The organism is Acinetobacter piscicola (assembly GCF_015218165.1).
Lineage (GTDB): Bacteria > Pseudomonadota > Gammaproteobacteria > Pseudomonadales > Moraxellaceae > Acinetobacter > Acinetobacter piscicola_A.
This window is the reverse complement of record NZ_CP048659.1, coordinates 652,203-675,591: the sequence shown is the minus strand read 5'-3', so window position 1 is coordinate 675,591 and position 23,389 is coordinate 652,203. Positions and strand designations below refer to the sequence as shown.

Here is a 23,389-nt window from a genome sequence, read left to right as displayed (position 1 = left end):
TAAATCACTCTTTCTTTTGGTTATTTAACTCAGCCAATTGCTGCTGATTTAAACGCTGATGGCGTTTACGCAAAATAAACTCACCTAAAAACAAAATTCCCATCAACATATAGGAAATAAAGCCATTATAAATGACCCAAATTTTCATGGGTGCAGCGATCACCGTATATAAAGCAATGGCAGCATTAAATACAAAAAAAATGCACCAAACAATGGTGACCTTTCTTGTCCAAATCACCCCTGACTCAGGTAAATTCGGCTCAACCAAACGCGCAAAACGCTCAATCATTGAAGGTGGTTTGATTAAGGTTGAAGCAAAAATAATCCCTGCTCCCACACTCATCAATACCGGGTACATTTTTAACCAAGCATGCTCTTGGAGCAATAGACTAAGCCCACCACACAGAATGGCAAACCATGTCAGTGGCAAGAGTAAGGGATGACCTTGACTGAATAATCGGATGATACCGAGGACAATCAAGACGACACTGACCCAAACGAATTGTCCTTGAGATAAGCCCCAACCAACGAAAAAGGGATATGCAATCATTAAAATGACAACAATCCCTTTAAAAATATGCTTCATTCAACTGACATGTTTTGAATGACCGTCACCACATCTTGAACTGTGCGGACATTTTTAAAGTCTTCAGGCTGCACTTGCTTCCCTGTTAATTCTTTAATTTTCACAACTAAATCAATCGCATCAATACTGTCTACATCTAGATCAGAATACAAATTTGAATCCAACTGAATATCATCAGGTTCAATTTCAAATAACTCTTCCATCCACTCACGCAGTTTTTCTAAGATTTGTTCTTGTGTTAACATCTTATCCTCTTATGCTTTTTGTTGGCTTTCAACCAAAGCCACTAAACTTTGAATTGATTTAAAATGCTGTTTAGTGTCTGCTGACTCAGCATTGAGATGAATGTTGTAGCGTTTTTTCAATGCTAAACCTAATTCTAATGCATCAATTGAATCTAAACCTAAGCCATCCCCAAATAAAGGGGCTTCAGTGTCGATGTCATCTATGCTGATGTCCTCGAGTGCAAGTACATCAATAATCATTTGTTTTAATTCATCAGCAAGATTGCTCATTGTTGGATAGCTCTTGATTAAAAAATTGTTGAAGTTTTTGATTTAATTGACGAACACGCTTTGGCGAAACCTGAGTATCCTCAAGTAACTCATCAATTTGAATCGCATCTAAAACTTTGATTTGGATATGAAAAGGTTCAGATGGCACGTGATACCATTTTTCATTTTTGGTTAATGTCGATGGCGTACAACGAATTAAAATTGGACGAATAGGCACATTGGCACGTAATGCAATATTGGCTGCACCGCGTTGAAACTCATTCAGTATTTCACCTTTCGCTGTGCGTGTTCCTTCAGGGAAAATCAATAAGGAAGCCGCATGATCTTCTTGCAATCGTGCGACACAATCTTGAATAAACTGCTCAGAACCTGCATTTAAAATATAGCCTGCTGAACGTACTGGACCTTTAGTAAATGGATTTGACCACAGCGCCTCTTTCACCACACAATTGGCTTTTTCCATCAGTCCAATTAATACGACGACATCCACCAATGTTGGATGATTCGCGATCACCAATTCTTGACGGCTTTGTTGTAACTTTTCTAAGCCTTCAATGTCATAAGTCATAATGCCCAATTTGACCATCATTTCAGTAAAACCTTTGAAACTGTGGCGAATCACTTGCTGTGCACGATTTTGTCGAATTTTGGCATCGGAACTCGATAAATTCACCAAAGGAGCAATAATCCCACCGATCGCCACACCACCTAAGCCAAAACTAGCAAAACTGAATCCCGTTGCACCCACACGCCAAGCATAGTTTATTTTTTTACGAAGTTGTTTCATCATTCACATCTTGACCAAGCACCACAGCTTGACTGTGATGGGTTCGTCCAAAAATTATAAAAATTATCTGCATCTAAATATTTAGGTTCTACTTCTCGCACAGCACGTTCATCAAGTTGTACATTTTCCGCCCTTAAATCCAATACAGCAGCAAAGGCAAAACCTTGAAATGCTTGCTGTTCCACATAAATATCTGGCAAGGCTTGGTCATAATATACCACCATTGCCCGACCTTGAGGACACATGGTTTTTAAATACGCATAAGCCTCTAATACTGCTTCAGACCAATTTGCACATAAACTGGTAGAGAGCGTTGCATCCTGACATAAAATCGAATACAAACCGCCGATTGCATTGTGTACAGAGGTTGAAAACTGTGTCGGTGAAGGCGTTAAACCTTGCAAAACATCTTGTAGAATTTTATAGGTTTTATGTTCATCACCATATTGAGATGCCCATACAATATAATCTACAGGGTTTTCCTCAACACATTCAATGGCAGTATTTAATGCTAATTTTGCAAGAGAAGATAATCGTCTACGCTGCATGGCAGGAATATGCTCAAGCGCAGGCAAACTTTCTCCTGCACAACGACGATATTTAAACTGTGAGATATTCAATTGAATCATGTTGAATCTCTGCCTACGGCATCACTATTTTCTATTTTTTTGCAACCTATAAAAATTGCGCGATGATTATATCACTGCATATAAAAAATACTCATCAAAAATCAATCTGTTTTTTGTATTTTTCAGTAAAAATATTTAACCAAATGAGCAAAACCCAAAGCGAACTTTGGGTTTTTCTTTTGAAAAAATATAAAGTAATGAAAGTTAACGATTAAATTTTTTTTCTGCTTTCTTAAATTTCTGAATATAACGACGACGACGTGCTGCTGTACGCTCATCCACCTGAGATTTACGTCCTTCAAATGGGTTTTCCGAAGTTTTAAAATCAATGCGTACAGGTGTACCTTCTAACTTGTAGACTTTACGGAACACATTTTCTAAATAACGACGATAGTCCGCAGGCGTTTTGTCGACTTTATTCCCATGAATCACAATCGTCGGTGGGTTCTGTCCGCCCATATGCGCATAACGCATTTTGATTCGTTTACCACTAAACATTGGCGGTTGATGTGCATCAGTCGCATCATTCAAAATTTGTGTTAATTTTGCAGGTGAAACTTTTAAGTGTGAAGAATCATAAGCACGATGAATCGAAGGATATAAATCCCCTACACCTGTGCCATGTAATGCTGAAATTAAATGAATTTTTGCCCAGGGAATAAAGTCAAAACGACGATCGACATCCAATTTACACTGTTTGCGGTCATACTCAGACATATTGTCCCATTTGTTAATGGCGATGACCATGGCACGCCCTGCTTCAAGCGCATAACCAATTAAATGTAAATCTTGTTCAACAATCCCTTCACGTGCATCCACAACCACGACCACAACATGTGCATCTTTCATTGCCTGTAAAGTTTTCACAACTGAGAATTTCTCAATCATTTCATCAACTTTACCTTTACGACGTACCCCTGCGGTATCAATCAGTGTATATTGGCGACCATCACGTTCAAAGGGAATATAAATCGAGTCACGTGTTGTCCCTGGTTGGTCAAATGCCACCACACGTTCTTCACCCAATAATCGGTTAACTAAGGTTGATTTACCGACGTTTGGACGCCCAATAACAGCCAAACGTAAACCCGTCGCTTTATCGTGCTCTGCTTCATCTTCATCTTCAGGAACATCCGCAAGGACATCTTCAAGCATTTGCTGCACACCACGACCATGACTTGCAGCCACTTGTAGGGGCTCACCCATACCAAGTTTAAAGAACTCAACCAAAGCCGCTTCAGCATGTACGCCATCGACTTTATTGGCAACTAAAAAGACTTTTTTACCTAAGGTACGAAGCTCACGGGCAATTTGTTCGTCTGAAGCCAACAAACCTGCACGTGCATCAACTACAAATACAATGATATCAGCTTCATTGATGGCAGTTTTTGACTGCTCCGCCATGTAGGAGTCAATTCCTCCTTCATTTTCACCAATACCGCCAGTATCAACAACAATAAACGATTTATTTTGGTATACAGCATCACCGTATTTACGGTCACGTGTAAGACCTGCAAAGTCTGCAACAAGTGCATCACGACTCTTGGTAATCTGGTTAAATAACGTTGATTTTCCGACGTTCGGACGTCCAATGAGCGCAATTACGGGTTTCATAGATTAACCTTAATTCAAGATCAGCCAGTTGGACTGGTCTGAACATCAGAGAGCGAGGAAGAATGTGGGAGTAAATAATACTCCACGATCTTTCGATCAAATTCACTAAAATAAAGAACTCGGGGTATTGATTTTCAATCACCCCGAGTCATAAAAAATATATAGGTATTAGTTTAACACATGCGTTAAAAAAATTAACGGTTCTGCCAAACAGTTAATTTACCTGTGCGTGTTGCAACATACAGTTGATTATCAATCACACGTAGTGTACGTACTTCACCACTGGTTTTTGCACGCCCCACAATTGTACCTGAGTTAGGGTCAATCAGATGCAACACACCATCCAAATCACCGGCAACTAAATATTGTCCAAGAACAACCACATTACTCAGTTCACGATTTAACAATTGATCATTTGACCAAATGACTTGACCCGAAGTTAAGTCAAATGCTGCAACTTTACCATTGGTTTGCGCAACAAAAACTTTATTATCATACACTTCTGGACGTGTTGAACTTCCTGCATCAACACTCCAAATCACACGTTGTGAAGCTAAGTCCAATACAGTGACTTGACCTTGATAACTATTGGTCACGACAAACTGACCCGCCACCACAGGTTCACCATCCACATCAATAAGACGCTGAATATCTGAGCGACCATCTGTCACTGCAACACGGCGCTGCATACGTGGCATACCCGACAAACTATCAATCGCATACACATAGCCCGTCGATGTCGCTACCGCAATGGTCCGTGGATCTAACTCTACAGGTGCAGCTTGACCACGTAAACTAAATGATGCATTCGATAGCTTGTATGTCCATGCTTGTTGACCTGTTTCTTGATCAAAAGCATAAACCGTACCATCATTGGCAACCACAATCACACGCCCCGTTTGGATATGCGCTGGGCTAATAATCGCACCAGAAAGCTGTGCTGCCCATTTTTGCTCACCTGTTGCTTGATCTAAAGCAAACAATTGACCCTTACTATTACCAACAATCACAAGCCCTTGTGCTGCTTCAACACCTGAACTCAAACCGTTTTTAGATACTTTTTTTGACCATAAGCGTTGTTTACCTTGGTATGCTTCAACTTTACCATTCGGATCAAGTAAGAAAATTTTACCGTTATCTGCATCAAGTCTTAAACGTAAAGGATCTTCTTTTGCAGTCGAAGAAACACTTTGCGAAAACACTTGGACAAGACCTGTTGCTTGCGCAATCTTAGGAAGTGGGTTGGGTTTAACTTTTTCTTCTTTGACTTTGTTGCTTGAACAACCAACCAATGCAACTGATAATATTGCCAAAGCAAAAGGTATTTTATATTTTCTATCCATTAAGACTCATCCACTTGTGTTTCTAAGATTGGGCGTTCAAAATCAGGATCATCCACTAATACGCCGACACTTTCGAGTTTAATTTGTAAAATTTGACGCTCTTGTTTACGTTCCAATAACGCATCCCATGCAGCTTGATATGATTTTTTAGCATTCTCAATATCATTTTTTGCCACATAAACATCACCTTTCATTTCTTCCGCAGTCGATTTGAATGTAGGTTCATTCACTGCAGATAACGTTTTTAAGGCTTCATCATATTTCTTTTGTGCAAATTGTGCATCTGCTAGACGAATTTTAACAGCTTGTAAAATACCTTTATCGTCAATTTTAGAGTTTTCGACTTTTTTCAGCTCACGCTCAGCTTTGGCATAATCTGCTTGATCATACGCCAATTTAGCCATAGTAAATTGGGTCTGAATCGCCTGAATCGAGTCTGGATCTTCTTTAACGAGCTTATCTGCTGCTGTCGTTAATGCCGCTGTTGCTTTTGCATCACCATTTGCCGCATGTGCTTGATCAAACAATTGCTGCACTTTGGCAGTCTGATTTTGCGCTTTTGCCAAATTATTTTTTTGCCAATACTGCCAACCAAAAAAGGCGATCAACGCAATGAGAACCCCGCTCACCATAGCTGAGCCATATTTCTTAAAAAATGACTTCAAACTATCTAGTTGTTCTTCGTCAGTCATTGCGCTCATAAGATTGCCCTTTTATTCATGTTTTCAATTATTTTGCAGAAAATTTTTCTATAGAAAATGCAACTAGATCAGTCACGGCAACTTCATGCTGCTCAGCAGTTGCAAGTTCTTTCACCAAGACCTGCTGTGCTGCGGCTTCACGCTCACCATAAATCAATGCGTAAACTGCACCCGATTGATCCGCTTTTTTCATTTGGCTCTTCATCGAACCTTGTGAACCTGTTTTCAAGCGAATTGAACAATTTGCAGCATCCAGTTGATCACGAATTTGCTCAGCAAGTACCAACGCCTGACCTTGAGTCGCAGGGTCAGACACCAAGAACATTTCACATTCACGTACGGGTGTATTGTCTTCCACTTGCTCAAGTAGAAGTAATAAACGCTCCATTCCCATCGCAAAACCAACAGCAGGAACAGATTGATCAGGCTTACCTTTTAACTGTCCAACTAAACCATCATAGCGACCACCTGCACATACTGTGCCTTGTGAACCTAAATGTGTTGTTGTCCATTCAAAAACAGTTTTATTGTAATAATCCAAACCACGTACTAATTTTTGATTAATTACAAATTTTATACCTGCATCGCTCAAATATTGCTGCAATTGAGCAAAATGCTGCATGGTCTCTTGACCCATAAAATCATGCAATTTTGGCGCATTTTGCAAAATTTCTTGGGTACGTGCATCTTTTGAATCTAAAATTCGAAGTGGATTGGTACTTAAACGACGTTGAGAGTCTTCATCTAATTCTGCTTTGTGTGCATTTAAAAATTCAACCAATGCCGTACGATATTCAGCACGTTCATCTGACTCACCCAAAGTATTCAATTCTAATTGAACTTTATCTGCCACGCCCATGCGTTTCCACAAACGTGCAGTCATTAAAATCAGTTCTGCATCTTGGTCAGGTGTAGCGACACCAAAAGTTTCCACACCAAATTGATGAAATTGACGATAGCGCCCTTTTTGTGGCTTTTCATAACGGAACATTGGCCCCACATACCAAACACGTGGGTTTGCACCACGCAGTAAGTTATGTTCAAGCATAGCACGCACACAACCTGCAGTTCCTTCAGGACGCAAAGTCAAAGACTCGGGTGGATTACCTTTGTCTAAGAATGTGTACATTTCTTTTTCAACAATATCCGTTGCATCACCAATTGAACGCTTGAACAAATGGGTCTGCTCAACCATCGGCAAACGAATTTGTTGATAGCCATAGGCATCCATCAACGATGCTAAATGCTGTTCTAAACGTCTCCACGCAGGCGTTTGCGTTGGAAGAATATCGTTAAAACCTTTAATTGCGACAATTGAACTCATGACTTACTCAGAAAAACTTGTGCGGATAATCTCTTTAGCTTTCGCTTCTTCAAGCTCTACAATACGTTGACGAACCATTGCTTCGATTTCATCAACAAGCTGATTAGTATCAATCAAATGGCTCTTTTCACCATTACGATAGACCAATGAGCGTGGGGCTGCCCCAACCACACCAATATCAGCTTCTTTCGCTTCACCTGGCCCATTCACTTTACAGCCAATCACCGAGACATCCATTGGTGTGCGCACATCTTCTAAGCGCTCCTCCAATGTTTGCATCACTTTGATGACATTAAATTCTTGACGTGAACAACTTGGGCAAGCAATAAAATTAATCCCATTAGAACGTAAGCCTAATGATTTTAAAATATCAAAACCGATTTTAATTTCTTCTTCAGGCTCTGCTGCCAAAGAAATACGCATGGTATCGCCAATGCCTTCCATCAACAAACCACCCAAAGCAATGGCTGATTTTACTGAACCTGTGCGATATACACCTGCTTCAGTCACCCCCAAATGCAATGGATTGTCAATTTGTGCAGACAATAAACGATAAGCATCCAGGGTTAAAAACACATTCGATGCTTTCACTGAGACTTTAAACTCTTGGAAATCCAAACGATCTAAAATATCAATATGGCGCATTGCAGACTCAAGCAAGGCCTGACCTGTCGGCTCACCATATTTTTTTTGAATATCTTTTTCTAACGACCCAGCATTTACCCCAATTCTCATCGAAATATCATGATGTTTTGCCGCAGCAACCACTTCACGAATTTTCGCTTCCGAACCAATATTCCCAGGATTAATACGTAAACAATCCGCACCAAAGTCAGCGACAGCAAGCGCAATTTTATAGTCAAAGTGGATATCAGCAACCAAAGGCACTGAAACACGTTTACGAATTTCACCGAAAGCTTGAGCTGCTTCCATGCTTGGCACAGACACACGCATGATGTCCGCACCAACGTCTACACAACGTTGAATCTGTGCAACAGTCGCTTCGACATCACATGTTTCAGTATTGGTCATGCTTTGGATGCTAATCGGTGCATCACCACCAACATACACTGAACCGACACGAATTTTTCGGGTTGGACGACGTTTAATTGGATTTTCAATCATTGTACCGCTCGACTTAATTTAAATTAACGAGATAAACGGAATTCTGCTTTCCCGTTCACAGTATATGGAGACAATGAAATCTGTTCATTATTAAGGCTTAATGACACAGCAGCAGCATCATCAAGTCGAATCTGGAATGGAGATTCACCTGTCAATGTTAATGTTGATGATTGACGACCCGTCGCCAACACTTTACCTTTGCTATCCACAATATTGACAGAGGTTGGGCGGCTAAAGTTCAACACCATCTGATCGCCAGAGCTATGACTTGAGCTATTGTTCATCGACAACACTTCAACATCGGATTGTTGTGGTTTGGCATCTGAACCGTCATTTTTACTTGATGACCATTTTTGAATCCCTGCAACCACCGCCCAAATCACCGCCAATGCAATCACGGCAATTAAAGCACGTTTCAACCATTTTTTGTTGCGATCACTGTTAGAACCCGGCAATTTCCCCATGATTTTAATCGGAGAATTGTTTAATGCATGGTTGGGCATCAATCCAGTATCATTTTGATAAATGTCATCAAAACGTTGAATGATTGCAGTTGCATCAACATTCAAATATTTTGCATACGAGCGATAATAGCCTTTAATAAACGTGGCTTCAGGCAAAGATTTATATTCATCTTTCTCTAAAGCTTCTAAAGTTTTTAAAGGCATATTTAAGTCTGTAGCAACGGCTTTAATATCACGATGCTGTGAAACACGAACTTGACGTAAGTACTCGCCCGGACGCTGAACATTTCCTAAACCATTAGGTGCTACGTTTGAACCAGTAGGTTGCTGTGAATTAGGATTTACTTCCATACGGCCTCAGTACTGTACTGTAATTGCAAATAACGTTGATATTCTTGGCTTTCAGGAAAAAGTGCGCGTAATTGATTGACCAATACTTGCGACCCCATCTGATCACCATTCGCTCTCGCGATACGAATTCCGATCCAAAGCGCTCTTGAGTCTTGATTTTTCTGACCCACTAAACGCACAAACTGCTCATACAGTTGACTGGCTTGAGCAGTTTGCTGTTTTAAATATAATAGTTCTGACAACTCGATTAAAGATATAACAGAATCTCGATTGACTTGTAGCGTTTGCTTGAACGTTTTTTCAGCATTCTCTTTATCGCCTACAATCATATAGACTTTACCGAGATTTTCCAAAGCTCTATAGCGTTGGTCATAGCCTAAAATCGCACCTGCAAACTGCAGTTGTTCAATGGCGTCATTATAACGCTTCATCAAATATAAGTAAGTCCCATAATTATTACGGGCTTGTGCATTGTCTGGATCACGGGAAATAGCACGTTTAAAATAACTATCCGCTTTATCCATGCTGACTTTACTGCCTTCTTGTTGCAGTAAAACCCCCATCATCATATTGGCAGTCGAATCACCTGAATCAATTTCTAAGGCTTGATCAAGTGAACGTTTTGCGGCATCTAAATCATGCGTTCGAATATATTCAGCAGCCAATTGAGTACGTACTTTGACTGCTTTTTCAGGATCTTTTTTTAAAACTGACCCTGTTTGTGTCGTTTCACAAGCCGTCAAGAACACAGCACAACTGATTGCAGCGACTGTGATCAATTTTTTGTACATATGATTTCTCAAAGCTTGCTCCCCATATTTAATTTTAAAAATGGTCAACCTTGTGAACGCAAAATCTCGTTCTGCTGCGCAACTTTTTTCTTCCATTGTTCTGCACGGCGAGTACGGTCAGCCACCTGACCAACCAATTGACCACACGCAGCATCAATATCATCACCACGTGTCTGACGAATCGTACACACAAATCCTGCATCAGACAAAGTTTTTTGAAAAGAAATAATTCGATTACGGCTTGAACGACCATAAGGTGCATGCGGAAACGGATTAAATGGAATTAAATTAATTTTACTTGGTAAGTTTTTCAACAACTTAATCATTTGCTGTGCATGTTCAGGCTGATCATTCACCCCTTCTAACATGACATATTCAATGGTGACATGTTTACGTGAACTTTCATTGCCATCTTTGGCAATATAACGCTGACATGCTGCAATGAGTTGTTCTAATGGATATTTTTTATTAATTGGTACTAATTCATTACGCAGTTCATCATTTGGTGCATGTAAAGAAATGGCTAAAGCAACATCGATATCCTGTGCCAATTGATCAATTTTTGGCACCACACCTGATGTAGACAAAGTCACGCGACGTTTAGACATACCATAAGCAAAGTCGTCCAACATGATATTCATTGAGCTTAAAACAGCATCATAGTTAAGTAATGGCTCACCCATTCCCATCATCACAACATTGGTCACCGAGCGTTCACGCTCTGCAACTGGCACTTCTTCCATATACGAGTAGTTCGCCATCCATAACTGACCAATAATTTCACTCGGCGTTAAATCACGTTGAAAACCCTGTTTACCTGTTGAACAAAATGAACAGTCCAATGCACAACCCACTTGTGAAGAAATACATAAAGTTTTACGCGAACCTGTTTTATCTTCAGCAGGAATTAAAACAGTTTCAACCAATGAGCCTTCCCCTTCGCCCACTCGGAACACCCATTTACGGGTACCATCTTTTGAATAATTACGATGTACGACTTCTGGTGCTTCAATCACACACACTTTTTCTAATTTTTCACGCAACTTACCTGAAATATTAGTCATTTCAGCAAAATCTGTGACGAAAAATTGATGAATCCATTTCATCACCTGTCCTGCACGGAATTTTTTCTCCCCCATATCTTCGAAGAATTTTTCCAATTGTGGACGTGACATGCCCAGTAAATTCACTTTCTGTACATGTGTTTGCTGTGCAGATTTTGATGATGCAGGCTTCTGTTCATCTTGCGTTAATGACGAAGCGACAACTTCAGAATTCATGAGTATTACCTAAAAAACATGCCAATGGGTAGGATTCGTTCAATATTCGAACATTAAAAATAAAAAAACCAGACAAGCAGTATAACACTTATCTGGTTCAGGGTCTGTTTACAATTTACAAAACGTAAAACGCTTCTGTGAATTTTAAGACAACCCTATTGACTCAGAATTAACGAGTACGTGGGCAAACTTCAGTTTGAGCGAAGAAGTAGTTTACTTCACGGTCAGCAGAAGCTACAGAGTCAGAACCGTGAGCAGCATTTTCATCGATGCTTACAGCGAAATCTGCACGGATTGTACCAGGAGCAGCTTCTTTAGGGTTTGTAGCACCCAAGATTTCACGGTGAGCAAGAACTGCGTTTTCACCTTCAAGAACTGAAACAACCACTGGACCAGAAGTCATGAATGCAACTAAGTCAGCAAAGAAACCACGTTCTTTATGTTCAGCATAGAAACCTTCAGCTTCAGCTTGAGAAAGGTGTTTCATTTTAGTCGCAACGATTTTAAGACCAGCTTTTTCGAAACGAGCAAAGATATCACCAATGTGGTTTTTAGCAACTGCGTCTGGTTTTACGATAGATAAAGTACGTTCAATAGCCATTGATTGGCTCCTTAAGTCAAATTGACACGAAAATTTTGGCGCATTATACCGAATAATGCGCGATTTTCCGCTGTTTAAACTGTAAAAAAATGATTTTTTAGACAGATTGGGTTGATTTTTTAACTTGCTTCGTCAATCCAAGCCATTTGGATCGCCTCTAGCAACCCTTCCGTTGACTTGGTTGGGTCATCACTAAAGTCAGGTAATGCACAAATCCATGCATGTAAATCTGTAAAACGCACCCATTGCGGGTCAACATCTGGGTGAGCTTCATATAGCTCAATTGCGATATCTAATGTATCAGTCCAACGTAAACCCATTGAGGTCATCCTATCCGTTCAATTTATTGAACTACTTTAACAAAATCCGTAGCGTTGCCAAAATAGATTTTATTTTTAAACCTGCTGATTTTTCATCGACTCCACTTTGATCAACTAAAATATTTACAAAGCAATACTCAGAAATGGTGCAGCGACCAAAATCAAACTCGCTACCGTTGCCCCAATCAAAGCCCCCACAATCACATCACTCGGATAATGCAAACCCAAGACCATACGTGACAATGCCACTAAAATTGTAAAAGGCATCATGATCAATAACAACACAGGGTGAATATAACCAAGCACGACTGTCGTCATCACAGCGTGCAAAGTATGTCCCGAAGGAAAACTAAAATGATCCAATGGACGCTCACCTAAACGAATCACTTGATGTACTTGGTATGGACGTGGACGTACTGTTTTATGCTTTAATATTTTATAGATGCCTGTGCCAATCAAGGCACTTAAAACCACATATAACAGTTTCAACCCATAGAGCAAACCTTTGTTCAACCAAACAATAAACAACATTAGGTACCAAAAAGCACCATCCCCCAACCGACTGATCACTTTAAAAAACACAGCAATATGTTGTACGTGTGACAAATTATTGAGATATAAGCAGCCTTTTAAATCTAAATCGAGTATTTTTATTTTGGTCTCTTTAAAATTCATTGTCGCTCTCCTCTCTATCCGAGATGATTTTAAGTCACTAAAACCTGATCTTGCGTGACTTGATAAAGTGCCTGTTCAAATTGTTGTACCGCCTGTTGCCAACCAATATTTTGCACATCACGCATCGCATGTTGCCCCATGTCATGCAAAATCGAATTGTTTGGAAGTCGAAGAATATTCTGAATAAATTGATCTGTTGCACCCAAAGGACAGATCCAACCTGTTTGTTGATGTTTCACATAAAGTTGTGTGCTTGCATAGTTATACGCAACGATCGCCAAACCACTTGCCATCGCCTCAAGCACCACATTACCAAATGTTTCCACCTGACTTGCAAAGACAAAGACATCTGCACTCGCATAAGCTTCAGCAAGTTGCTGACCACTCAAGTTCCCTGTAAAAATAATATGTTCCGCAGCAAGCATTTGTTGCAAACGCTTACGATCAGGTCCATCCCCCACGATGACCAATTTCACTTTTTTATTCCGACAATTTCTCATTGCCGCATAAGCATCAATCAAAACATTGATTTCTTTCTCAGGAGATAAACGTCCGACATACAATAAAACAGTGGTATCTTGGTCAACACCCCACATGCGTCTCAGCTTTTCTGAGCGATGTTTTGCCGAAAACTTTTCAACATCCACCCCTCGTCCCACCACTTGCATTGGACAAGTCACACCAAATTGGCGCAATGCTTTTTCAGTATCAACACTAGGGACACAAGTAAGCTGCGTATTATTATGAAACCATTTCAAATAATGCTGCACCGGTTTTACTAAAAATGCTAAATCAAAAAATCGGCTAAACTCTTGAAATGGTGAATGAAAACCACTTGATACAGGGATACGTTTTGCCTTCGCCGCATGTAAAGCCGTAAAACCTAAGGGCCCTTCAGTCACGATATGAATAATATCTGGCACAAAATCAGAAATTGCTTGGGATACTTTTAAATATTGTGGCCAACCAAAACGCATATCAGGATATTTTGGAACGGCTTGAGCTGTCACTAAGCACTCTTTATTGGGCGAAAATTCATAACATACATGTTTTTGTTTTGGGCGAATCAGTAAAATTTTATGCCCTTGTTTCTGCAACCCCTTGCATAACTGCATCAATGACATTGCTACCCCATTAATTTCAGGCGGCCATGTTTCTGTCACAATGACGATTTTCAGCCGTGGACGAACAAGTTTTTGAAGCGTATTTAAATTCTCTGAAATATGAGTGGGATTTTTATTTTTCTTTAAATAAAATTTAAAATAGTCTGGAAATTCTTGTTGTTTATACAATAAGGTTTCTGCGTACGTCTTGGTCATACGTTTACCCCAATCTTCTCTTCATTTTTGAATAGTTTAAATTTTCTTTTTTACATTTCGATGATGATGCAATGACGTTTTGCTTACAGCATTATTGTTTTGTTAAATTGAATTCTAAAAATGCATAAAATGCTTCATTACGAACGGAATAAATATATTGATGATTAAACATACTTCGCACACACTCAGCAAAAGGACCTATTGTATTTGTCCAGTTTTCTAACAATACTCCCCTCTCACTCACCCTAGACACAATTTCAAAAGATGTACCCTGATAAAACTGTGCACAAAAACCAATAGAAACTGAAAGCGGCTCTGCATAAGAGCGATTTAATTGTGATTTTTCTTGTTCAGTTAAACTATTTTCATATTCAACGGCTTGTTCTTTCAATAGGTCATAATCTATGACTTGTGCATGAACACCTCCCACCATCAAGACTAAAAATATTTTCACAACCTGTTTTAGCATAAAAATTTAACCTAAATTTAGCCTTAAATCACCAACAAATATGCTCATTACATCCCTTGAGCTCTGTGCATGTGCCCCCTAGACCATAAAGTATCTCCTAGGGGTTACGCATATTATCGAAAATTAAAAGCTAAATTCGATTTAATAAGCCATTTTTCACTTGATATACTCGACCACCTCCAAAATCAATTTGCTGTTTTTCACCATGTAAATTTGGGAAACCGATGATTTTATCAAGTTGTGGCGAACGCTGAAATTGTCCTGTTTTTGGATTATACATCCAATAAATATAACGCTTATCTTCTACAGAATAAGACTGTGAAATATCAGATAAAATGACATCATAATAACCATCAAAGTTAATATCCATATAACCTATACTTTTTGGATAGGCAACAAACCCCGTCAAGGACTGAATCGTCTGATTATTACTTTTATTAACCACATCTACACGCTGTAAAGGCGCACCATAGGTTGTCGTTTGATCACCACTATAAAATTTAAATACAAATGAAGGCTTGTTGCTCACTTTCACAGCTGGTTCAAACTGAATATTTTTACCAAAAGTATCACCGCCTGCTGAGAGTAAAGTTTTGAAATAACCCGTATTTGCATTTAACGTTCCCGTCAACTGATAAGCACCATTTTCAATTGCATCAGTTTCAGAATTTACTGACTTTAGCGTGAGTTGATCTGCTTTTTGTAAGCCTTTAAATGCAATATTTTTATTTTCTACTAAATCCGTCAGTACCGCATGTGGATTCCAAATACCCGCATACAGACTTAAAAAATAACGTCCTTCGGTAGAACGCAACATCCGTTGCATAGAAACACGAACTTCGTTCAGCGGTTTAAACTCTTTTGAATTTATTACAGTTTCAGCATGATTTAAATTTGAAAATGTTATAGCAACCATGCCCAATAAAATTTTAAATTTCATAATTTCACCACATTTAAAAACAGCAAAATAATGCGTAATTTATCACAAAAAAAAGCCCACTCAATAGAGTCGGCTTTTATAAAGTTAAAAACTTAAACTTAGTTTTTCTTTTATCAACAATTCTATTTACTTGAATTCAAAGTATGAACGAGGACTAGCAAAGTACTGCTTTGTTATGTTTTAAAGCATGTAGTGAATACTCATTTCTTTAGAACATAAAAAAGCCCTTGTTTTAACAAGGGCTTTTTTGACTCAAAAATTAGAACTTAGTTCTTTTCTTTATCAACGATTTTGTTCGCTTGAATCCAAGGCACGAAAAATATAGTAAAGCATTGCTTTGCTATATTTTGAGGCACGTAACTTTAATTTTGATCTATTAAAAAACCCACTCAAGTTGAGTGGGTTTTCGCAATCAAATCAATCGATTCAAGAAATTAGTTTTTCTCTTTATCTACGATTTTGTTTGCTTGAATCCAAGGCATCATCGCACGTAACTTGTTACCAGTTACTTCGATACCATGCGCCGCGTTTTGACGACGACGAGCTGTCATAGAAGGATAGTTCAACGCACCTTCTTGGATGAACATCTTCGCGTATTCACCAGATTGAATACGTTTAAGTGCATTACGCATTGCTTCACGAGACTGTTCGTTGATCACTTCAGTACCAGTTACGTATTCGCCATATTCAGCATTGTTCGATACTGAGTAGTTCATGTCCGCGATACCGCCTTCGAACATCAAGTCAACGATCAATTTAAGTTCGTGTAAACATTCGAAGTAAGCCATTTCTGGTGCATAACCCGCTTCAACCAAAGTTTCGAAGCCCATTTTAACCAATTCAACAGCACCACCACAAAGAACTGCTTGCTCACCGAATAAGTCAGTTTCAGTTTCTTCGCGGAATGAAGTTTCGATAATACCAGTACGACCACCTCCAACACCTGAAGCGTAAGAAAGCGCAACGTTACGTGCATTACCAGAAGCATCTTGGTGAACAGCGATAAGATCAGGTACACCTGAACCACGTTGGAATTCTGAACGTACAGTATGACCAGGCGCTTTTGGAGCAACCATGATTACGTCAAGGTCAGCACGTGGAACAACTTGGTTATAAAGAACAGAGAAACCATGAGCAAATGCTAGCGTTGCACCTTGCTTGATGTTTGGCTCAATTACGTCACGGTAAAGTTGTGATTGGAACTCATCAGGCGTCAAGATCATAACTAAGTCAGCTTGAGCTACAGCAGCAGGAACTTCTGAAACTTTAAGACCAGCATTTTCAGCTTTTTTCCAAGAAGTAGAACCAGCGCGTAGACCTACAGTTACGTCAACGCCTGAATCTTTAAGGTTAAGCGCATGCGCATGGCCTTGTGAACCATAACCAATGATTGCTACTTTTTTGCCTTGGATGATAGATAAGTCACAGTCTTTATCATAAAAAATTTGCATTGCTGTCTCCGCTTAAATGCTTTTGTTTCCTTTAACTTAGTTGGTACGGCTTTATTGTGTACTGGTCAACTAAGCCTCTCCTTTTTTCTAGGAGAGGAGTATAGGTGAATAAATTAAATAGTTAAAACTTTTTCGCCGCGTGCCACGCCTGACACGCCCGAACGTACAACTTCAAGAATGGTATTTTCAGCAAGTGCGTCAATAAAACCATCAATTTTTTCAGTTGTACCTGCAATCTGAATGGTATAAGTCGTTGGTGTTACATCGACAATTTGTGCACGGAAAATATCGGCTGTACGTTTAATTTCAGCACGTGCTGAACCTAAAGCCTTAACCTTAATGAGCATCAATTCACGCTCAATATGTGCACCCTCTGATAAATCAACCACTTTTACTACTTCAACCAATTTGTTTAGTTGCTTGGTAATTTGCTCAATTTTGTGCTCATCACCATACGTGGTTAATGTCAAACGTGACAAAGTTGGATCTTCTGTGGGCGCAACATTTAATGTTTCAATGTTGTAGCCACGTTGACTAAATAAACCCACCAAACGAGAAAGCGCACCAGCTTCGTTTTCCATGAGTACAGAAATTATATGTCTCATTGCGTACGCTCCCCTTTAGACAACCACATATCTTTCATTGATTGACCCGCGATCAGCATCGGATAAACATGCTCTGAACGATCAACCATGACATTAATAAATACGCATTTATCATTAATTGCCATTGCTTCAGCAAGTTTAGATTCAAGCTCGTCCGCATGGTCAATTTGAATCCCGACATGGCCATAAGCTTCCATCAATTTAGCGAAGTCTGGTAATGACTCAACATAAGAACTTGAATGACGACCTTCGTAGTTCATGTCCTGCCATTGCTTAACCATCCCTAAAGCACGGTTATTCAAACACAGAATTTTCACATTTAAGCCATATTGCTTACATGTTGAAAGCTCTTGGATACACATCTGAATCGATGCTTCACCTGTAATACACACCACTTGTTGATCTGGGAATGCAAGCTTAGCAGCCATTGCATATGGTAAGCCTACACCCATTGTTCCTAAGCCACCCGAGTTAATCCATTGACGTGGACGAATATAGGTGTAGTACAGTGCACCAAACATTTGATGCTGACCTACATCAGAGGTAATAATCGCTTGGCTGTTGGTCACTTTATCGAGTGCTTGAACCACTTGTTGTGGTTTCATTACACCATCTTGACCTGCTTCATATTTCAAACCATGAACTTTGCGCCATTCATTGATTTGATCCCACCAAGCTGCAATTGCTTCTGGATTTGGTTTTGAAACATTCATTTGTTTCAATTGAACCAACATTTCTTGTAATACAGGCTCAACTGCACCCACAATCGGGATATGCGCCATAATGGTTTTAGAAATGGTTGCAGGGTCAATATCAATATGAATGACTTTAGCATTTGGACAGAATTTAGCTGGATTATTGGTTACACGGTCATCAAAACGTGCGCCAATGGCTAAAATTAAATCTGCATTTGCCATGGTCATATTGGCTTCATACGTACCATGCATCCCCAACATCCCCACAAATTGTGGATCATTACCAGGGAAAGCACCTAAGCCCATTAAGGTATTAGTTACAGGATAGCCCAATAAATGTGCAAGCTCCGTTAATAACGCAGAAGCATTGCCTTGAACCACACCACCACCTGTATAAATGACAGGACGTTTTGCATTAACCAGCTCATCAATTGCTTTACGAATCTGACCAGAATGACCACGATGCGGCGGTTGATACGAACGCATTTTCACCTTTTCAGGATATTCGTATGCAAATTTTTCAGCAGGATTTGTTGCATCTTTTGGAATGTCAACAACAACTGGGCCTGGACGACCACTTGAAGCAATATAAAATGCTTTTTTAATAATTGCAGGAATTTCGCTTGCATGACGCACTTGGAAACTATGCTTCACGATTGGACGAGAAATACCGACCATATCCGTTTCTTGGAACGCATCCTCACCGATTAAATGGCTTGCAACCTGACCAGACAAAATCACCATAGGGATTGAGTCCATATAAGCGGTCGCAATTGGCGTTACGGTATTGGTCGCACCTGGACCAGATGTTACAAGTACAACACCTGTCTTACCTGTCACGCGTGAGTAAGCATCAGCCATGTGACCTGCTGCTTGTTCATGACGCACGAGGTAATGATTGATTTTCTCTTGTTGAAATAGCGCATCATAAATATGCAAAACTGCGCCGCCTGGGTACCCAAAAACATGTTCAACGCCTTCGTCCGCCAATGCACGAACAAGCATTTCACCACCAGATAAAAGTTCCAACGTATTCACCCTAATCTTTTTTCCACAACACTATGGGAGACATAGTTTGTGTTTTCATTCATTGATTTGTGTGCTCTGTTATAACACACATATTTAATAGTTTTTGCAGCAATAAAAAATTAAATCATCACACAGCCGTTTGGGCTGTATAAATCACTAAAAAATGTTGGGATAAACATCTTTCGGTTAGGTTCGACTTCTCGGCTTAGAGAAAACGTTATTGCTTGCTTTGATATTTTTATTCGAAGGGTGATCGAATAAAAGCATATAAAACTGTTTCAGCATTTTTGTTGTTTTAGCAAGCAAAGTCAAGGTTTCTATTCGCTTTTTTATTGATTATTTCCCATACGCATTTTTTTTAAACTATTCCTTTTTTTTAACTTAGTTATAACTAAATTTTCAAATAGTTATAACTTAATAAATTTATGATAAAAATCTGCATTCTTTTAAAATTTTGTTTAAAATAACAGCACGCAAAATCACAATAACAATTTCTTTATTTTAAGTCGCTTTGCAACACCGCATACTTAAAATATTGATAAGTTCAGTAATAAGGTTTAGGTATGTATCATCTAAAAAAATTAAAAATGGCTTTGATTTCAGGGATAGGATTACTCTTAACACTTGGCGTGACTGCTCCAAGTTTTGCCAAAGAGTATTATAAATGGGTCGATCAAAATGGGTCGACCCATTATTCAGAAACCCCTCCGCCACGTAATGCAAAGCACAAAACCACGGTAACAACCTACGGGCACAATGTTTCAAGTTCAGCAAGCGCTGCTGCACCTGCAAATACAGCACCTACAAATACAACGACAGCAGCACCTACAAATGATGTCCCGCATACAGACCAACAAAGTGAGGCAAATGCTGCACTACAAAAAGGTCTGTTAGAGCGCGCACCGCAATAATTAAAAAATGCTATGAAACAAAATAGCAAAAGCCTTTCAAAATGAAAGGCTTTTTTATGGTCATTTTAGATTGAGAGATTGAGTTCTTTAAAATTTAACTCACATCGACACATTGCGTTAAATAGCAACCTTTTACATAAATTGCGTGCGAAAATCTGACATTTTTTTAGGTTTTAAGCTATGCTGTGTGACACATTTTAACTTTGTTCTTATTAAATACGTTTATTTACTATGACTAATCCTCACATTGACCCTGAATATCAAGCGAGTGCAATTGAACCTAACGTCCAACAAGACTGGGAAACTCGCAAAGCATTTAAAGTTGCCGACACTGTAGAAGGTCCACGTCGTTATATCCTCTCGATGTTCCCTTACCCAAGCGGTAAACTGCATATGGGTCATGTGCGTAACTATACCATTGGTGACGTGATCAGCCGTTTTCACCGTCTTAAAGGTGAAACTGTCCTACAACCTATGGGGTGGGATGCCTTTGGTCTTCCTGCTGAAAATGCTGCGATTGCTCACCAAGTGGCGCCTGCAAAATGGACATTTGAAAATATCGCTTATATGCGTGACCAATTAAAAAAATTAGGTCTTTCAGTTGACTGGGATCGTGAATTTGCCACCTGTACCCCTGAGTACTATCACTGGGAACAATGGTTATTTGTTCAGCTTTATAAAAAAGGTCTGATTTACCGTAAACTTTCTACCGTAAACTGGGATCCTGTAGACCAAACTGTTCTTGCCAATGAGCAAGTGGAAAATGGTCGCGGTTGGCGCTCAGGTGCATTGGTTGAAAAACGTGATATTCCAATGTACTACTTCCGTATTACCGACTATGCACAAGAATTATTAGACGATTTAGACACTTTAAAAAATGGTTGGCCACAACAAGTCTTGACCATGCAACGCAATTGGATTGGACGTTCACAAGGGATGGAAATTACCTTCCCTTCAGCGAATACAGACGTTTATGCTGATGGTTTAACGGTATATACCACGCGTGCTGATACCTTAATGGGTGTGACTTATGTTGCAGTAGCAGCAGAACACCCTATGGCATTAAAAGCAGCTGAAAGTAACCCCGAACTTGCAGCATTTATTGAAGAATGCCGTATGGGTTCAGTCGCAGAAGCGGATCTTGCAACTGCTGAAAAGAAAGGTATGGCAACAGGTCTTTCTGTTAAGCATCCTGTGACTGGTGAAGAAGTGCCAGTTTGGATCGCGAACTATGTGTTGATGTCATATGGTTCAGGTGCTGTGATGGCGGTTCCTGCACATGATGAACGTGATTTTGAATTTGCCAATAAATACAACTTGCCAATCAAACAAGTGATTGATGCCAAAGGTGCTGATGATGCAGATTACTCTGCAACTGAATGGCAAGAATGGTACGGTTCTAAAGAAGGTAAATTGGTCAATTCAGCTGAATTTGACGGTTTAGATTTCCAAGCGGCTTTTGATGCATTCCTTGCAAAATTAGAACCACAACAACTTGCAAATTCTAAAGTTCAATTCCGTTTACGTGACTGGGGTGTATCTCGTCAGCGTTATTGGGGTTGTCCAATTCCAATGATCAACTGTGACAAGTGTGGTCAAGTACCAGTGCCTGAAGAACAACTGCCTGTGGTATTACCAACGGATGTTGTTCCTGATGGCTCAGGTAACCCACTGAATAAAATGCCTGAATTCTATGAAACCAAATGTCCATGTTGTGGTGGCGACGCACGTCGCGAAACCGATACTTTGGATACTTTCGTAGAGTCGTCTTGGTATTATGCACGTTATGCGTCTCCTGATTTCACGGGTGGTATGGTGAAACCTGAAGCTGCACAATCTTGGTTACCAGTGAACCAGTACATCGGTGGTGTAGAGCACGCGATCCTTCACTTACTTTATGCACGTTTCTTCCATAAATTGATGCGTGATGAAGGGGTAGTTCAAGGCAACGAACCATTCACTAACCTTTTAACACAAGGCATGGTCCTTGCTGATACTTTCTATCGTGAAGCTGAATCTGGTAAGAAAACTTGGTTCAACCCTGCTGATATTGAGTTAGAAAAAGACGAAAAAGGTCGTGTTCTTTCTGCAAAATATAAAGGTGATGGTCAAGAAGTTGTGGTTGGCGGTCAAGAAAAAATGTCGAAATCGAAAAATAACGGTATCGACCCGCAAGCCATTATTGACCAATACGGCGCAGATACTGCTCGTGTCTTCATGATGTTTGCTGCTCCACCTGATCAATCACTTGAATGGTCAGATGCAGGTGTTGAAGGTTCAAACCGTTTCTTAAAACGTGTATGGCGTTTAACCACAGGCTTCCTTGAAAAAGGCAACAATGCATCTGCTATTGATACTGCAAAACTATCTCAAGATGCGCAAGATTTACGCCGTAAAACGCATGAAACGATTCAGAAAGTCGGTGATGACATTGAACGCCGTCATGCCTTTAACACTGCAATTGCTGCGTTAATGGAATTGTTAAATGCCAATAACAAGTTTGATGCAAAAGATGACAATGATATCGCGGTTGCTCGTGAATCGATCATCACATTGCTGACTTTACTTGCACCATTTGCACCGCATTTAAGTCAGACTTTATTAGCGCAATTTGATATTGATTTAACTACAGTATTATTCCCTGCTGTCGATGAGTCTGCACTCACGCGTAATACGCAAACAATCGTGGTTCAAGTCAATGGTAAGCTTCGTGGTAAGTTAGAAGTGTCTGTAGATGCGTCTAAAGATGACATCTTGGCACAAGCGAAAGCTTTACCTGAAGTGCAACAATTTTTGACAGGTCCAACCAAGAAAGAAATCGTTGTACCAAATAAATTAGTGAATTTGGTGGTTTAAAATCCTTA

Annotated in this window: 24 protein-coding genes; 2 read left to right on the top strand and 22 right to left on the bottom strand. The window is 39.7% G+C overall.

The annotated features are described in order from the left end of the window. Positions 1-4 precede the first annotated feature (4 nt). The 22 genes from G0028_RS03310 to G0028_RS03205 all read right to left on the bottom strand — a co-directional run bounded on the left by G0028_RS03310 (position 5) and on the right by G0028_RS03205 (position 19,614). Positions 5-586, bottom strand: coding sequence for a septation protein IspZ (locus G0028_RS03310; protein ID WP_180045229.1), 582 nt, complete (start codon positions 584-586; stop codon positions 5-7). After that, the gene (locus G0028_RS03305) at positions 583-831 is read right to left on the bottom strand and encodes an acyl carrier protein (protein WP_130074110.1); all 249 of its coding nucleotides are present in this window, start codon (positions 829-831) and stop codon (positions 583-585) included. Before G0028_RS03305 ends, G0028_RS03310 begins: the two co-directional genes overlap by 4 nt. 9 nt (positions 832-840) lie before the next feature. After that, positions 841-1,101, bottom strand: coding sequence for a phosphopantetheine-binding protein (locus G0028_RS03300; RefSeq protein ID WP_111858831.1), 261 nt, complete (start codon positions 1,099-1,101; stop codon positions 841-843). Beyond that, entirely contained in the window at positions 1,085-1,891 is an 807-nt protein-coding gene (locus tag G0028_RS03295) for a lysophospholipid acyltransferase family protein (RefSeq protein WP_174493318.1), read from the bottom strand. The genes G0028_RS03300 and G0028_RS03295 overlap by 17 nt, the downstream gene beginning before the upstream one ends. Then, positions 1,888-2,517 carry a beta-ketoacyl synthase chain length factor gene (locus tag G0028_RS03290; RefSeq protein WP_180045228.1) on the bottom strand — a complete coding sequence of 210 codons (630 nt, stop codon included), beginning with the start codon at positions 2,515-2,517 and terminating at the stop codon, positions 1,888-1,890. Before G0028_RS03290 ends, G0028_RS03295 begins: the two co-directional genes overlap by 4 nt. Positions 2,518-2,721: 204 nt before the next feature. Next, a complete protein-coding gene (gene der, locus G0028_RS03285; protein ID WP_130074107.1) occupies positions 2,722-4,131 on the bottom strand; it encodes a ribosome biogenesis GTPase Der in 1,410 nt (469 codons plus the stop codon). A 194-nt stretch (positions 4,132-4,325) separates the two neighbouring features. Continuing rightward, positions 4,326-5,474 carry an outer membrane protein assembly factor BamB gene (gene bamB / locus G0028_RS03280; RefSeq protein WP_180045227.1) on the bottom strand — a complete coding sequence of 383 codons (1,149 nt, stop codon included), beginning with the start codon at positions 5,472-5,474 and terminating at the stop codon, positions 4,326-4,328. Further along, a complete protein-coding gene (locus G0028_RS03275) occupies positions 5,474-6,175 on the bottom strand; it encodes a YfgM family protein (protein ID WP_174493321.1) in 702 nt (233 codons plus the stop codon). The genes bamB and G0028_RS03275 overlap by 1 nt, the downstream gene beginning before the upstream one ends. A 28-nt stretch (positions 6,176-6,203) precedes the next feature. Continuing rightward, complete coding sequence (gene hisS, locus G0028_RS03270) at positions 6,204-7,499, bottom strand: histidine--tRNA ligase (RefSeq protein ID WP_130074104.1); 1,296 nt, start codon at positions 7,497-7,499, stop codon at positions 6,204-6,206. 3 nt (positions 7,500-7,502) lie between these two features. Further along, a complete protein-coding gene (gene ispG, locus G0028_RS03265) occupies positions 7,503-8,624 on the bottom strand; it encodes a flavodoxin-dependent (E)-4-hydroxy-3-methylbut-2-enyl-diphosphate synthase (RefSeq protein ID WP_130074103.1) in 1,122 nt (373 codons plus the stop codon). Positions 8,625-8,647: 23 nt separating this feature from the next. Then, on the bottom strand, positions 8,648-9,439 hold the full coding sequence (locus tag G0028_RS03260) for a helix-turn-helix domain-containing protein (protein ID WP_180045226.1): 792 nt from the start codon (positions 9,437-9,439) through the stop codon (positions 8,648-8,650). Next, positions 9,430-10,230, bottom strand: a complete 801-nt coding sequence (pilW, locus tag G0028_RS03255) for a type IV pilus biogenesis/stability protein PilW (RefSeq protein WP_180045225.1) — start codon at positions 10,228-10,230, stop codon at positions 9,430-9,432. The genes G0028_RS03260 and pilW overlap by 10 nt, the downstream gene beginning before the upstream one ends. A gap of 44 nt (positions 10,231-10,274) precedes the next feature. Then, on the bottom strand, positions 10,275-11,510 hold the full coding sequence (gene rlmN / locus G0028_RS03250; RefSeq protein ID WP_130074100.1) for a 23S rRNA (adenine(2503)-C(2))-methyltransferase RlmN: 1,236 nt from the start codon (positions 11,508-11,510) through the stop codon (positions 10,275-10,277). Between the two features lie 169 nt (positions 11,511-11,679). Further along, complete coding sequence (ndk, locus tag G0028_RS03245; RefSeq protein WP_016166212.1) at positions 11,680-12,111, bottom strand: nucleoside-diphosphate kinase; 432 nt, start codon at positions 12,109-12,111, stop codon at positions 11,680-11,682. A 119-nt stretch (positions 12,112-12,230) separates the two neighbouring features. Further along, positions 12,231-12,431 (bottom strand): Fe-S cluster assembly protein IscX, encoded by a 201-nt coding sequence (iscX, locus tag G0028_RS03240; RefSeq protein WP_130074099.1) that lies wholly within the window; start codon positions 12,429-12,431, stop codon positions 12,231-12,233. Positions 12,432-12,554: 123 nt separating this feature from the next. Further along, positions 12,555-13,106 (bottom strand): phosphatase PAP2 family protein, encoded by a 552-nt coding sequence (locus tag G0028_RS03235; protein ID WP_180045224.1) that lies wholly within the window; start codon positions 13,104-13,106, stop codon positions 12,555-12,557. A 29-nt stretch (positions 13,107-13,135) separates the two neighbouring features. Then, complete coding sequence (locus G0028_RS03230; protein ID WP_180045223.1) at positions 13,136-14,425, bottom strand: glycosyltransferase family 4 protein; 1,290 nt, start codon at positions 14,423-14,425, stop codon at positions 13,136-13,138. 91 nt (positions 14,426-14,516) lie between these two features. Then, positions 14,517-14,894, bottom strand: coding sequence for a hypothetical protein (locus G0028_RS03225; protein ID WP_180045222.1), 378 nt, complete (start codon positions 14,892-14,894; stop codon positions 14,517-14,519). Between the two features lie 130 nt (positions 14,895-15,024). Then, positions 15,025-15,834: an XAC2610-related protein gene (locus G0028_RS03220; protein ID WP_130074095.1), complete on the bottom strand. Its 810-nt coding sequence runs from the start codon at positions 15,832-15,834 to the stop codon at positions 15,025-15,027. 434 nt (positions 15,835-16,268) lie between these two features. Then, the gene (gene ilvC, locus G0028_RS03215; RefSeq protein WP_130074094.1) at positions 16,269-17,285 is read right to left on the bottom strand and encodes a ketol-acid reductoisomerase; all 1,017 of its coding nucleotides are present in this window, start codon (positions 17,283-17,285) and stop codon (positions 16,269-16,271) included. Positions 17,286-17,398: 113 nt separating this feature from the next. After that, a complete protein-coding gene (gene ilvN / locus G0028_RS03210) occupies positions 17,399-17,890 on the bottom strand; it encodes an acetolactate synthase small subunit (RefSeq protein ID WP_130074093.1) in 492 nt (163 codons plus the stop codon). Continuing rightward, positions 17,887-19,614, bottom strand: coding sequence for an acetolactate synthase 3 large subunit (locus tag G0028_RS03205; RefSeq protein ID WP_180045221.1), 1,728 nt, complete (start codon positions 19,612-19,614; stop codon positions 17,887-17,889). Before G0028_RS03205 ends, ilvN begins: the two co-directional genes overlap by 4 nt. 563 nt (positions 19,615-20,177) lie before the next feature. On the opposite strand from G0028_RS03205, the gene G0028_RS03200 reads away from it, so the two are divergent. Both G0028_RS03200 and leuS read left to right on the top strand, forming a co-directional pair. After that, complete coding sequence (locus G0028_RS03200) at positions 20,178-20,525, top strand: DUF4124 domain-containing protein (protein WP_227554765.1); 348 nt, start codon at positions 20,178-20,180, stop codon at positions 20,523-20,525. A 231-nt stretch (positions 20,526-20,756) separates the two neighbouring features. After that, positions 20,757-23,381, top strand: a complete 2,625-nt coding sequence (leuS, locus tag G0028_RS03195) for a leucine--tRNA ligase (protein ID WP_180045220.1) — start codon at positions 20,757-20,759, stop codon at positions 23,379-23,381. Positions 23,382-23,389: the final 8 nt, after the last annotated feature.